Source organism: Psychrobacter sp. ER1, from assembly GCF_048631835.1.
Classification (GTDB): Bacteria; Pseudomonadota; Gammaproteobacteria; order Pseudomonadales; family Moraxellaceae; genus Psychrobacter.
The window spans coordinates 2,821,726-2,836,319 of record NZ_CP184640.1; the positions used below are offsets into that span (position 1 = coordinate 2,821,726).

Annotated in this window: 10 protein-coding genes and 2 pseudogenes; 2 read left to right on the plus strand and 10 right to left on the minus strand. The window is 44.1% G+C overall.

The annotated features are described in order from the left end of the window. Positions 1-162: 162 nt before the first annotated feature. Both ACOBWA_RS13155 and ACOBWA_RS13160 read right to left on the minus strand, forming a co-directional pair. On the minus strand, positions 163-573 hold the full coding sequence (locus ACOBWA_RS13155) for a hypothetical protein (protein WP_420229613.1): 411 nt from the start codon (positions 571-573) through the stop codon (positions 163-165). Next, the gene (locus ACOBWA_RS13160; RefSeq protein ID WP_420229614.1) at positions 534-668 is read right to left on the minus strand and encodes a hypothetical protein; all 135 of its coding nucleotides are present in this window, start codon (positions 666-668) and stop codon (positions 534-536) included. Before ACOBWA_RS13160 ends, ACOBWA_RS13155 begins: the two co-directional genes overlap by 40 nt. A gap of 385 nt (positions 669-1,053) precedes the next feature. On the opposite strand from ACOBWA_RS13160, the gene ACOBWA_RS13165 reads away from it, so the two are divergent. Further along, a complete protein-coding gene (locus tag ACOBWA_RS13165) occupies positions 1,054-1,797 on the plus strand; it encodes a Cof-type HAD-IIB family hydrolase (RefSeq protein ID WP_420229615.1) in 744 nt (247 codons plus the stop codon). A 102-nt stretch (positions 1,798-1,899) separates the two neighbouring features. On the opposite strand, the gene ACOBWA_RS13170 is transcribed toward ACOBWA_RS13165, so the two are convergent. From ACOBWA_RS13170 to ACOBWA_RS13190, 5 genes and pseudogenes are all read right to left on the minus strand, one after another. Further along, on the minus strand, positions 1,900-2,631 hold the full coding sequence (locus tag ACOBWA_RS13170; protein ID WP_420229616.1) for an AbgT family transporter: 732 nt from the start codon (positions 2,629-2,631) through the stop codon (positions 1,900-1,902). Beyond that, a complete protein-coding gene (locus ACOBWA_RS13175) occupies positions 2,625-2,765 on the minus strand; it encodes a hypothetical protein (RefSeq protein WP_420229617.1) in 141 nt (46 codons plus the stop codon). Before ACOBWA_RS13175 ends, ACOBWA_RS13170 begins: the two co-directional genes overlap by 7 nt. A 20-nt stretch (positions 2,766-2,785) precedes the next feature. Then, a pseudogene (locus tag ACOBWA_RS13180) lies at positions 2,786-3,516 on the minus strand (AbgT family transporter). Positions 3,517-3,828: 312 nt separating this feature from the next. Beyond that, positions 3,829-4,035, minus strand: a complete 207-nt coding sequence (locus ACOBWA_RS13185) for a hypothetical protein (protein WP_420229618.1) — start codon at positions 4,033-4,035, stop codon at positions 3,829-3,831. A 104-nt stretch (positions 4,036-4,139) separates the two neighbouring features. Further along, positions 4,140-4,967 (minus strand): 3-oxoacyl-ACP reductase, encoded by an 828-nt coding sequence (locus ACOBWA_RS13190; RefSeq protein ID WP_420229619.1) that lies wholly within the window; start codon positions 4,965-4,967, stop codon positions 4,140-4,142. Between the two features lie 373 nt (positions 4,968-5,340). Between ACOBWA_RS13190 and ACOBWA_RS13195 the strand changes: the two genes are divergently transcribed. Beyond that, positions 5,341-6,474: an ABC transporter substrate-binding protein gene (locus tag ACOBWA_RS13195; protein ID WP_057761690.1), complete on the plus strand. Its 1,134-nt coding sequence runs from the start codon at positions 5,341-5,343 to the stop codon at positions 6,472-6,474. Positions 6,475-6,555: 81 nt separating this feature from the next. Here ACOBWA_RS13195 and ACOBWA_RS13200 read toward each other — a convergent pair whose 3' ends face one another. The 3 genes and pseudogenes from ACOBWA_RS13200 to gltB form a co-directional block, all read right to left on the minus strand. Continuing rightward, on the minus strand, positions 6,556-7,767 hold the full coding sequence (locus ACOBWA_RS13200) for an FUSC family protein (RefSeq protein ID WP_420229620.1): 1,212 nt from the start codon (positions 7,765-7,767) through the stop codon (positions 6,556-6,558). A 288-nt stretch (positions 7,768-8,055) separates the two neighbouring features. Next, positions 8,056-9,476 (minus strand): annotated as a pseudogene (locus ACOBWA_RS13205) (glutamate synthase subunit beta). 231 nt (positions 9,477-9,707) lie between these two features. Continuing rightward, entirely contained in the window at positions 9,708-14,171 is a 4,464-nt protein-coding gene (gltB, locus tag ACOBWA_RS13210; protein ID WP_420229621.1) for a glutamate synthase large subunit, read from the minus strand. Between the last annotated feature and the right edge of the window lie 423 nt (positions 14,172-14,594).

Genomic DNA, 14,594 nt, shown 5'->3' on the forward strand with positions numbered 1-14,594 from the left:
GCATTTATCAGGGTCTGTAATGTCTGTTGATCTAACCCATTTATAGGTATGTAAAACACAACCTACCCTCAATAAAAAGCCGTCTACGGCATGTATAAACAGTTTTGTATAGACGGCTCTGTTGCATACCAATTGTTGCATATTAATTGAATAGCTAACGTATTAATACCGTCCCATCTCAACTGTTGTTTCAGCAAGTACCGAGTCGCCTTGCCATGCTTGTACATCTACCGTATACAGATGGTTTTTGCCGCCAGAGCAAGGCGGCTTATATGCACCGCCCGCCTCACCTTTACGGTTACGGTATTCTGCGACCATCTCAATACCGACTGGTACTTCGTAAGTATGACCAAATACTCGTGGCACTTCTGCGCTCGTAGCACCCTCTGGTAGTGCAAATTCCACGATACCATGTCCACCATGCTGCATACGTTTGTTGCTTACATCGTTGTAGACGAATACCAAGCTTTCCGCGTCTGTAGGAATGTTTGAAACAGTCATGCTAGGCGTGGCTGGACTTTTGCCATTATAATTTAGACATTGCTGACCTTCAGGTACTTTTTGCCATCCCAAGCAGCATCATTAAATTTAACATCCATTGCAAAAGCATTAGCAGATAAAGCCACTGTTGCCAAAACTGTAACCGATTTTAAGGTAAAGAATTTCATACTTATTCCTTTAGGTAGCTGATGCATTAATAACGAGAGTCCATCTTATTTGGTAGATTGTTTTTGATAATTGAATATAACTTTATAATAAATAAACACGGTTAAGTTAATCATATCGTTTAGCATTTTTGTTAATACTCTGGACAAGCAATGAGCTGTTCTACAGGCTACATGCAAATACTGTCTCAATAAGCATACTTGTAGCATCATAGGTTACTCGATAGGTATTTATCTGATTGGGTATGTTGTAGTAGTATCTGAATCATTGTATCTACACGACTAAAAATAATAGGATCATCATGTTTATCGAAGATAAGATTGCCAAAGAAAGTATGACTACTAAGATTTCGACCCCAAAAATCATCTTTTTGACATCGATGATACCTTGAGCCGTAACGGCATCATCGCTGAACACAATAAAGCGACGCTTGAGCAGCTTGCAGATACCGATATTAAACTAGTGATTTCGACTGGTCGTTCTAAAGCCATATTGCCTGAAGACATTCTAACGTTGCTTGACGCAGATATATTGGACGCTATTATTTGTATGAATGGACAGTATAGTTTTGATAAAAGCGGCCGAATCAGCCACTACCCATTAACGGCTGAACAGACAGATAAAATCGTGCGCCTATGCCAGCAGAGTGATTTGATTCATAAGTTTGACTCTGCTACTCATATCGCTTGGTCAGGTGAAAATGAACGTTTACGCGAGTTCAATGCGGTCACGCCCAATTCGATCCTTGATCCTGAGTACTACAAAACAAATACCGTCTATCAGTGCTCGGTATTTTTTAATAATCAGCAAGAAAAGATGCAAGACATCGACTTTGCCCAGTATGATTTAAAGCTGGTACATTGGCATCAGATTGGTGCCGATATATTGCCAGCAGAGGCATCAAAAGCTCGCGGCATCAAAGATGTATGCGAGTACTATGCGGTAGATGCAAGCGAGTGTATGGCATTTGGTGATGGTATGAATGACTTAGAAATGTTCGACTTGGTTGGATTTGCTGTGGCCATGGGAGATGCGCAGCCAGCTTTAATAGAACGCGCTGACTTTGTCACTGGGACGATTGAAGAGTATGGTATTCAAACCGTGCTTAATCAGTTAGCAATGAAGTCGTAAGACTGTTCAGGCACATAAAGCCATTAATGTTTATTGGAAAAGCCCTTACTAGGTCACTAGTAAGGACTTTTTATTGTCAGTATATTTGCTATAACTATCTACTTATTGTGCTGGGTAAAACGTCTCTGAACCTGGACCAACTGGCAAACCAAGTACAAACACCCAAATGCAGAATAGAATAATCCAACCAACTAGGAATGCAATAGAATAAGGCAACATCATTGCCATCAGTGTACCGACACCCGTATTTTTCTTATAGCGAATCGCAACCGCCATAATTAAGCCAAAATAGCTCATCATGGGCGTAATAATATTGGTGGTCGAATCACCAATACGATACGCTGCCTGTATCATCTCCGGTGCATAACCCGTCAGCATAAGCATCGGTACAAATATCGGTGCTGTCACTGCCCACTGCGCAGACGCCGAACCTAGCATCAAGTTGACTACCGCACATATCAAGATAAAACCCACTAACAAGAATGGTCCAGTCAAACCGATATCATTTAGGAAAGTCGCACCAGATACAGCCATCACAGAGCCAAGGTTTGACCAGTTAAAGAATGCAGTGAACTGTGCGGCAAAGAACACCAAGACGATATAAATACTGAGCGAACTCATCGCATGACTCATCGCATCAACGATATCTTGATTGTTTTTCATGCTACCAGTAATTTTGCCGTAGATGTAACCTGGTATGGCAAAGAAAACAAAGATAAAGACGACAATCCCTTTCAAAAATGGCGAGCCTGATATTAGGCCTGTCTCAGTATTACGTAAGATACCGTCTGCTGGCACTACCGTCCAAGCAAGTAATAAGCAAAATATCAACATGCTAATACCTGCCCAGATAAGGCCTTTTTCTCAATCGCAGACACGTGCTCAGCTTTGGTATCTAGCACCGAAGGATCATCAGCATCAGTCGGGTTATACTTACCCAAACTTGGCTCAACGATTTTTTCGGTCACAAAATAACCCAAACCACTAATCAAAAAGTGCTGACCACCATAAAATACCAGTTCGCTTCTGCTCCAACGGTATAAGCTGGATCGATGATACGTGCCGCTTCTTGGGTAATCCCTGATAATAGAGGATCAACCGTGCCGAGTAATAAGTTGGCACTGTACCCACCAGACACACCAGCAAATGCTGCTGCAATACCAGCTAAAGGGTGTCTACCAAGTGAGTGAAAGATGACTGCTGCAAGCGGTATCAACACTACGTAGCCAAGCTCAGCGGCTGTATTCGACATAATACCTGCGAACACAATGGTAAAGGTCACCATTTTTTTGGTGCATTTAATACCAGTCCGCGTAGTGCAGCGGATATCATGCCAGAACGCTCAGCGATGCCGACACCGAGCAGAGCGACTAGCACCGTTCCGAGTGGTACAAAGCCTGTAAAATTGCTCACTAAGTTCTCAACAATACGTGCTAAACCTTCACCATTTAACAAGTTGACAACTTCGATCATACCATCGACGCTACGCCCTTTAGCACCTTCTGGCCGCGGATCAATTACCGATACACCAAAGTAAGACAATACGGACGACAGTACTAGCAAAAATACTGACATCCATACGAATAAAATCACAGGGTGTGGTAATAGATTACCTAGCCATTCTACCCCTTTCAAAAATCGCTGCATGCGAGAGTTTTTTTCTGCTGCATCAAAGTTATCGTGTGGCGGACTGCCATTTGGCGAATTACTTCCTTGCATAGCCCATTACTCCAATCAAAACTTAAGCACAGTGGATGTACTTAAGGTATATAAGAAATTGATAAAAGAATGAGATTGAAACATAGTTGGGAAATAGAAACAAATATTTCTGTATCACCAAACAAAAAGTTTGTATCTATGTACAACATATAAACTATAAGCATCTAAAAATGGATCAGCAAGAATAAAAAAAACGATAGATCGAGATACCTCTAACCTATCGCTAATGAATAGCATATAAAAATCAAAGAAGCATTAGAACAACGTAATCGACTATAAAATTCTGAGGAATATACACTAGCATTTTGGCACTTAAGACTTACCTGCTACTAACCCATAAACCCAGCTACCAATTTTATAAGACCCTACAACGATAAGAATAAGCACTACTGCCGCTAGCACGTAAGCTAACCAGCTGGGTACACCACTCAACCAGCCAATCGTAAAGGTCAGACCTATATAAGTCTCAACAGGCCAATACATCATAGATGTCGGTGAGCCAGAATTGAGTAGCGTCATAAATGCAACGATAGCCAGTGTAGCGGTGATGATTCCATCACATTGACGATCATTTTTTCTTCTACAAATTTAATATAGCGTTAAGGCGTCAGTTAAGGCCTCAATTAAGGCATGGTTAAGCCACCATCGACAGCGATAGATTGTCCAGTAATAGCCATGCTCAAATCAGATGCCATGAGCAATACTGAATTGGCAAAGTCAGCTACCGAATTCGCTTGGCGCAGCGGCGTCGTAGTCGCGATATAGTCAAATACCTCTTCAGTGGTTAAGCTGCTTGCGTCGGTGGTTTTTAATAAGCCACCTGCTAGCAAATTAACCCGAATACCATACTGTCCAAGCTCGCTCGCTAGGTTGCGGGTCAGTCCAATCAATGCTGATTTAGCCGTGGTGTAATCATAATAGGTAACCACTGGGTTGTAGACAAGATTGGTTGAGATGTTAATAATTTTACCTACTTGCTGCGCTTTCATTTGCGGCAACACTGCTTGCACTGTATTGACTGCGCCCTTGACGATACCGTCCATTTGTTGCGAAAAGTGCGACCACCTTACTGTTTCAATACTAGTGTACGCAGCGCTTGGATTGAACTGATAACTTGGCAAGGCATTATTGACCAATATATCGATACGACCATGACGAGTGATGACTTCAGCTGCCATGGCTTGTACTTGCTCAAGATCGGTCACATCCGCCTGATAAGCAAATGCTTGGCCACCTGTCGCGATGATATCAGCCACTACTGCCTCAGCAGCCTCTTTACTATTGAGGTAGTTGACGCAAACGATAGCGCCTGCTGCTGCCATTTGCTGTGCAATCTGTGCACCAAGCCCACGACTGGCACCAGTGACTATGGCAACTTTATCCGTAAGCAATGCCGGTATAACTGAGTGGCTTTTATTCAAGGCATTTTGAGTTGAGGTACTTTCGGTCATTGTGCTGTATCCCTTATTATTATGGTATGGTTGGTGTCTTAGAGCCAAAGGTTGATATCTGCTTAAATGATGTTCGTCATACTTCGGCCTGCGCCAAGCATAGCATGGTTATATACTATCTTTTTCGATTCGACGTTAGCAGCTCGCTAGCAATTCTACTCAGAATTAGCTGTCACTAAGTTAGTTTACTACCCATCTCATTAGCCCAACTGGCTATTTTTATTAGTATTATTAAGTATTACCTTAATAACAACCCTTTAAATTGTACAAATTAATGACCATAATAGTTTTATTGGCCTTATTAGGCTTTTATCTTTTTGGCTTTTTTATTGAATTTTTCTGATTTGCATTATTTTTATTTAGGAGAAATATTTTGACCCATTTATCATCGTCCCATCCCACTACTCACACCTCGGCTAGTGTCGGTCGTATAGTGCCAAAAGCATTATTAGCAGCAGCTGTCGGCTTGGTGCTTGCCAGTTGTAGCAACTCTGACAATGCAGCGGATGGCAGTGCTGCGGCGAGCAATGAGACGCTGAACCTTTACAACTGGTCGGAATATATGCCGCAAGAGATTTTAGATGGCTTTGAAGAAGAGACTGGCATCTCAGTTAATTACACCACATTTGACTCTAACGAAGCCATGTATGCCAAGCTCAAACTATTGGATGATTCGAGCCAGTATGACTTAGCCATTCCATCGACTTATTATGTCGAAAAGATGGCGAAAGAAGGACTACTACAAGAGCTAGATAAATCAAAACTGAGCAATTTCAAAAACCTTGATACCTCATTCACTAATACCAAAGTCGATCCTGATAACAAATACTCTATCCCTTATATGTGGGGCAGCACCGGTCTCGCCATTAACGGTGACAGTGTCGATCCGAAAACTGTCAATAGCTGGAATGACCTATGGGATCCTAAGTATAAGGGTCAGGTGATGCTGACTAATGACGTGCGTGAAGTCTTTGGTATGGCACTGCTGACTCTTGGCTACTCAGGTAACAGTAGCAATCCTGACGAAATCGAAGCCGCTTACGATAAGCTCACTACGTTGATGCCAAACGTCAAAACTTTTAACTCTGATGCGACACGTATGCCATATATCGAAGGTGAGACTGCGCTTGGTATGACATGGAATGGTGAAGCAGTCATGGCCAATGACGAAGGCCTGACCAGCTTGGTTTATAAGTATCCAACCGAAGGCGCTATCTTGTGGATGGACAACTTTGTCATTCCAAAAAATGCCAAGCAAGTTGATGCAGCACATAAATTTATTGATTACTTATTGCGTCCTGAAAATGCAAAAATCGTCAGCGAAGAGATCGGCTACGCATCACCAAACATAGCAGCGCGTGAGCTGATGGATGAGAGCGTCCAAAACAATCCAACGATTTATCCTTCTAAAGAAGTCTTAGCAAAAGCTGAGTTCCAAGAAGATGTGGGCGATGAGGCGTTGCAAGTGTATCAACAGTACTGGGATAAGCTAAAGACTGGTCGTTAATAGTTTTAATTTAGCATTTTAGAATAAAGTAGTCTTTGAAAAATAAAAACGCTGATCCTAAATGGTCAGCGTTTTTTTGCGCTATAAATGTAAATCCGTCTCGCCGCCCTGCTCTTTCATTCGGCGCTGCTCGCGGCGTTGATAGCCCAGACCGGATGCAGCAAACCAATGCGGCTTCGATGTTTGTAGTAAATCACTCAGCTGCTGCAACTGAGTCTGCAAGGTTTGTGTCAACCAGAAATAGCCCTGCCACTCAAATGCTAGGTGCTGTACGCTTGGATACTCCGAGACAGCAATACGAGTAATGGGTCGAAATACTTCATCGCTTGGACTACGTAACACCGCTGCCATATGCTGCATCGCTTGGGTTAGCTCATGCTGATAATGTACCAATAAAACATGGTTTTCTTCATCAATTTCGATATTTGCCAAGCGCGGTGCCGCACTTAACAGTAAATCAATCGTCCCAATGATATTACGGTGGGTACGTTGAATCGTCTCTAGCGTTTCCTTTTCAATACCTGACTCACTTGCTGTCGCCGCGATATGTGGTCGCACAGCCAGCAGACGTTTATTGATCTGTTGTAACGCTGTGACCAACGCTCTATCAACGGGTATTTCCTTAACAGGAAAAGTTACTGGGTTTAACTTTTGAACAGAGTCGTCCACTACTCCATCCGTTGCGTCAATATGATGACCTACGCCTGCATAGAGACTACTACAAGCGTCAAGGTTACTACTCAATAAGAACCGCCACATCAACGTTGATTTGAGCGGCAAAATTAGCGTCACTGCTACCGAAACGCCTGTCCCCAGTAAGATATTTAAGGCACGGTAGATACCATCTTGACCAATGCTACTATTGCCTAAATCAGAGACAATCATCAACATAGTGATACCCGTTAGCAGCCCTGTATACCCAAGCTGTCTGACGGCTAAATAGCCAATGATGCCGCTGAGCAGACCAATGAGCGCATAGTCCACCCATAGCCATGCGCCTGCGTTCTGATTAAACCATAACACCCCAAGCGCAGTACCAATACCTAACAAAGTACCAATCACGCGCTCTTTTGCCTTAGTATAAATAGCGCCTTGGTATTGCAATAACCCTAGAATAATAAATACTGTAATGGTCGTCCATTCACCGTGCGGAAGGTTGGTGATTTTATTTACCAATAAAGCCAGTATCACAGCCGTACCTAGGCGTATGGCATGTAAAATATCTGCATGTTGGTAGCGAACATAGGGTTCGACAAATGGAGCAGTAATACGCTGATAAAGGGTGGATTTCACGCAAGGCTACTCTTTTTGGATGGAATATTTAAGTGAGACATTTTAATAAAGTATTATTAAAAAACATCAATAACTAAGGGTAAGTATAAATGGATATTCTATCAGCAAAATGACGGGCAAAAAATAACGCCTTTTACCTATTATTCACAGGTAAAAGGCATTATAAAAATATCCTAGCACACTATATTGAAATCTACGCTATTGAAGATTATTTATCAAATGACTTATCAAACTATTCATTGAGAACTGCGTCAGTATTAATGAGTAATAGTCTATTGCGCTAGCGTATTACACTTCTAGGTAGTCTAAAATGCCTTCCGCAGCTTCGCGGCCTTCCCAAATCGCGGTCACAACCAAGTCAGAACCACGCACCATATCGCCACCAGCGAAGATTTTAGGATTTTGAGTCTGGAATTTAAAGGTTTGCTTTTCGGCTGCTAGTACGCGACCAGAGCTGTCCATCCCCACTTGCTGAGACTCAAACCAATCAGCAGGACTTGGTCTAAAACCAAAGGCCATGATGACTGCATCACATGGAATGATCTCTTCAGAATTAGGAATTGGCTCAGGGCGTTGACGACCACGGTTGTCTGGTGCGCCTAACTGAGTAGTAACAACTTTTACGCCGTTAACTTTACCATTTAAGCCGATGATTTCGGTTGGCTGACGATTAAATAAGAACTCGACGCCTTCCTCGCGAGCATTGACCACTTCACGGCGTGAACCTGGCATGTTTTCTTCGTCACGGCGATAAGCACAAACTACTTTTTCGGCGCCTTGACGGATACTGGTACGGTTACAGTCCATTGCTGTATCGCCGCCACCAAGTACAACCACCTTTTTACCTTTAAAGTCGATGTACTCTTCAGCGTCTTTTTCCCAGTCATTGCAACGGTTCACGTTGGCAATCAGGTAATCTAGTGCATCGTAGACGCCTGTCAGCTCTTCACCAGCGAAGCCGCCGCGCATATAGGTGTATGTACCCATACCCATAAACACTGCGTCATACTCAGCCAATAGCTCATCAATGGTGACGTCTGTACCAATCTCTGTCTCTAAACGGAATTCGATACCCATGTCTTCAAAGATCACACGGCGATTGCGCATGACATCTTTTTCCATTTTGAACTCAGGAATACCAAAAGTTAGTAAGCCGCCAATCTCAGGACGCTTATCAAAAACCACTGGTTTTACACCATTTCTGACCAAGATATCTGCGCAACCCAGACCTGCTGGCCCTGCGCCAATGATAGCGACTTTTTTATCTGTCCAAACGACTTCAGACATATCTGGACGCCAGCCAAGTGCAAACGCGGTATCGTTAATGTACTTTTCGACATTACCAATGGTCACTGCGCCAAAACCATCATTTAACGTACAAGCGCCTTCACACAGACGATCTTGCGGGCAAACTCGTCCGCACACTTCAGGCAAGGTATTGGTACGGTGGCACAATTCAGCTGCCTGAAATATCTGGCCTTCTGTGGCCAGTTTTAGCCAGTTAGGGATATAGTTGTGTACTGGGCATTTCCACTCGCAGTAAGGGTTACCACACTCAAGACAACGATGCGCTTGCTGAGCAACAGCTTCGTTTTCGAAAGGTTTATAAATTTCAACAAACTCTGTTGAACGCGTTGCAATGTCTTTTTGGTTGGATCAAATCTTGGTACATCTAAAAACTGGAAGTTATTTTCTAAGCGTTTTGCCATGGTGCTATCTCTTGTATATAAGGCTCTTTTGCAGTGGGTGGCGACAGTCAGCGATGTTTGGTTTGTCTAAAATCTAAGACATATATCACTGCTGTCACGTACCTGCTGAAAACCTGTGAGTTAAAACGTCTCTAAAAACGGAACGCTGGCTAACCTGATTAAAGCGACTGCCGATCCATCAATACAATCCATCAATGCATTCCATTGATACGATAGGCAGTTACGTATCGGCTATTGTGGGTCGGCCATGGTAGTTTTAAGAAGGCTTGCAATGTTCGCCGCTTTTGGCTTAACCAAATAGAACTTACGAACATAGTGCTCAAAGTCGTTCAGAATTGTCTGACCCCATGCACTGCCTGTTTTATCTACATGAGCTTCTATCACTTGTTGCAAATGAATGCGATGCTCTTCTGTTTGCTCGCTCGAAATACGGTTTAGATCGATTAGCTCATGGTTGCAACGGTCAAAGAAGTCGCCTTCCATATCGAGTACATACGCAAAACCACCCGTCATACCAGCACCGAAGTTGAGTCCAGTACGGCCAAGAATCGTGACAATACCGCCCGTCATATATTCACAGCAATGGTCGCCTGTGCCTTCGATGACTGCATGTGCACCAGAGTTACGAACGCCAAAACGCTCACCTGCTGTACCGGCAGCATATAGCTTACCGCCAGTTGCACCATAGAGACAGGTATTACCAATGATGGCCGTTTCTTGTGCTATAAAGTTTGAGTCTTTCGGCGGATAAATAACGATCTCACCGCCTGCCATACCTTTACCCACATAGTCATTGGCGTCGCCTTCAAGCTCGATATTTAAACCGCCAGCGTTCCACACGCCCAAACTTTGTCCTGCGGTACCAGTTAGACGAAGCTTAATTGGCATATCGCTCATGCCAAGGTTGCCCCAGACTTGCGCAATCTCACCAGAAATACGAGCACCGATAGAGCGGTCACAGTTACCAACGAAATAGCTATAGTCGCCGCCTGCCCCTTTGCAAATGTTCACAAGCATATCGCTAATCATCTGCTCAGCAAGCAAACCTTTATCAAACGGCTCATTACGCTCAACCTGACAAGTTTGTGCTTTGCCTACGCTGGCTGGGTGACTAAATAGCAATGGCGTTAAATCAAGATGACGCTGCTTATCCGTATTACCTTCTAAGATATCAAGCAAGTCAGTACGACCAACCAGCTCTTCCATACTACGAACACCTAGCGCTGCCAACCATTCACGTGTTTCGGTCGCGACAAACTTAAAGAAGTTAATCAGCATTTCTGCTTCGCCAATGAAATGCTCATCACGCAGCTTGGCTTTTTGGGTAGCAACCCCTGTTGGACAATTATTTAAATGACAGATACGAAGGTACTTACAACCAACCGCAATCATCGGCGTAGTACCAAAGCCAAAGCTCTCTGCACCCAAGATAGCAGCTTTTACTACATCCAGTCCTGTTTTTAGACCACCGTCAGTCTGGACACGTACCTTATCACGTAACCCATTCACTCGTAGAGACTGGTGAGTCTCAGCCAAACCTAGCTCCCATGGCGAGCCTGCATGATGGATAGACGATAGCGGAGATGCTGCTGTACCACCATCATAACCTGAGATCGTAATCAAATCGGCATAGGCTTTTGCAACGCCTGTCGCGATCGTACCAACACCCGGACGCGACACCAATTTAACGGATACCAATGCATCTGGATTGACTTGCTTCAAATCAAAAATCAGCTGCGCCAGATCTTCGATAGAGTAAATATCATGATGCGGCGGCGGTGAAATCAAGGTCACGCCTGGCACCGAATAACGCAAGCGCGCAATCAACGCATTCACTTTACCACCAGGTAGCTGACCACCCTCGCCCGGTTTTGCGCCTTGAGCGACCTTAATCTGCATCACTTCTGCTGAGCGCAGATATGCAGGTGTCACCCCAAAACGACCAGAGGCCACTTGCTTGATCTTTGAGTTGCGCAATGTGCCATAACGCGCAGGATCTTCACCGCCCTCACCAGAGTTTGAACGTCCACCGATAGTATTCATCGCCATTGCAATCGATTCATGCGCCTCAGGAGACAGCGCACCTAGTGACATGCCAGCTGAGTCAAAACGCGTCAAAATCTCAGAGATATCTTCAACATCATCGACATCGATACTGTTGTCAGTCTTTAGTTGCAACAAGTCACGTAAGGTCGCCACTGGGCGGCTATTGACTAGATTGGCATAATTCTGATAATTCTCATAATCGCCCGTACGTACTGCCGTATGCAGGCTGTTGATCACGTCAGGGTTAAAGGCATGGTACTCTTTATTGAAGACAAATTTGAGCAAACCGCCCTGATCTAGTGGCGCACGACGCTTAAATGCGTTGGCAGCCAGTTGCGCTTGGTCAGCGGCAAGATCTGCAAAGGTAGCGCCTTTGATACGGCTTTGTACACCTTTAAAACATAGGCTCACGACTTCTTCAGACAGACCAACTGCTTCAAACAGCTGCGCACCGCGATACGACACAATGGTAGAGATACCCATTTTTGATAAGATTTTTAGCAAACCTTTATCTAAGCCTTTGCGGAAATTAACACGGGCTTGAATTGGGTCGCCAAGTAGCTCACCAGTCGCGACCAAATCATCAATGACATCATATGCCAGATATGGATATACACAAGTTGCACCAAAGCCAATCAATACCGCTATTTGATGCGAGTCACGAGCAAGACCTGTCTCAATGATTAAATTAGCATCAGTACGGATACCTTGCGCGATTAGATAATGATGCACAGCACCAGTCACCATAATGGCATTAGCGGGTACTTTGTCTGCATCGATATCTTTATCAGACAAGACAATCAACGTATTACCTGAGCGAATGTTATCTGCCACTTGCTCACAAATAGCCACGATAGCATCAGATAGCTCTAGAGTACGGTCATAGTTTAGATCAATACGAGCCATCTTGAACGCTGGATCATCCAAGGTTTCAAGCTGCTGCATTTTGCTGGCTGACAATACTGGCGATGACAAAATAATACGATGCGCATCTCTCGCAGATGGCGCAAATACGTTAGTCTCAGCGCCTAAACAAGTCTGCAACGACATCACGATAGATTCACGTAATGGATCGATTGGCGGATTAGTCACCTGTGCAAACTGCTGACGGAAGAAGTCACCGACATGGCGAATTTGCTGCGACAGTACAGCCATTGGCGTATCGTCACCCATTGAGCCGACTGGTTCTTGACCATTTTCAGCATTAGGGCGAATGATTTCTGTGCGCTCTTCATTGGTGATGTGATACATTTTTTGTAGCGCTTTTAGCTTATCACCGCGGCACGCTTGCGTTGCCAATGTCTCTTCTAGACGTTCATCATCACGAACACGCGTTGCTTCTTCACGCAACCATTTGCGATATGGATGCGCCGTTTTTAGTAAAGTTGCAATAGCTGTCGTATCTAGAATTTGACCAGTCAACGTATCAATGACCAGCATTTGACCAGGTCCAACGCGACCTTTTGCCAGTACGTCTTGTGGCTCATAATCCCAAACGCCAACTTCTGATGCAACAGTGATATAGCCATTCTTGGTGGTTACCCAACGTGACGGGCGCAGACCGTTTCTATCGAGCATACAGACCGCATAGCGTCCATCTTGAATGACTAGACCTGCTGGACCGTCCCACGCTTCCATATGCTGTGAGTAAAACTCATAAAATGCACGCAGATCCATATCCATGCTATCAACATTTTGCCACGCTGGCGGTACCAAGATAGACATCGCATGGAACAGATTCATACCACCAGACATAAGCACTTCGAGCATGTTATCTAAGCTTGATGAATCAGAGCCGGTACTATTTACAAGTGGTGTCAGCTCATTCAAGTTAGGCAGCTTGTCTGATTTTAGCTTTGGCGTACGGGCTTTAGACCAGTTGCGGTTACCTGTAATGGTATTTAGCTCACCATTGTGCGCAAGATAGCGGAATGGCTGTGCCAGTGGCCAGCGCGGTAAGGTATTGGTTGAGAAACGCTGATGGAAGACTACGATATGTGACGCCAAACGCTCATCTTGCAAATCCAAGAAAAACGCTGGCAAATCTGAAGGCATTACCAAGCCTTTATAAATAATGGTCTGACAACTCAATGAGCAAACGTAAAATAGATCATCATCCGTCAAACGCTGCTCTGCTTTTTTGCGTGCAACAAATAGCTTACGGTTGAAGTCATCAGCTGCCAAGTCATCTGGCGCATTAACGAACACTTGCTTAAAGTCTGGCAATGTCTCACGACCAATTTCACCAACAATACTCAAGTCAAGTGGTACATTGCGCCAGCCAGCCACTTCTAATCCTTGGGCGGTAATCTCATCGCTCAATACTTGTTGGCTATGCTTGGCTTTATCGCTATCTAAATTAACGAACACCATACCGACAGCAAAGTTGTCCTTAATGGCAAATTGCTGCTCGTCAGCAATCTGTTTAAAGAAATCGGTAGGCGTCGCTAATAGTAAGCCACAACCATCACCAGTTCTACCGTCAGCAGCAACACCGCCGCGATGTGTCATACAACTTAAACTATGAATGGCAGTTTTTACCAAATCATGGCTCGCTTCACCCTCAATATGGGCAATTAGGCCAAAACCGCAATTATCAGAAAAATCATCTGGCGTGGCCAGGTGTGTTTGTGAGGAAATCATTGACATAGCTTGTCCTTTTAAGTAGACGGGCAACTTACATTTCCAATGCGGAGTATAAGTTGGTACCCGTAAGCAGAACGGGCTGATAGTGGATATTCGTGTGTTCGAATTAGCAAATAGTGCAATGCTCGATAGACATCATACTCTAAGAGAAAGTAAAACCCTTGACCCTCCTGGTCATTAGCTGATGTCTTGACATGTGGTCCGTGTATCAAAAGACAGTAAGTAGCAGCCCTTGGCAACGGGAGAATCTACGCCCTTAAATGCCAGTTACTCAATCAGTGATATCTAATGCCATTCATTTAAGCATCATTTGTTATGTTGTCATGTCTAGCATTTAGAGCTAAGCATACAATGACTTAATAACGGTGCACTTGTTTATCTTGAATATCTGACGCTCTGTATTCAAGCACTTTGTTTACCCTAAAA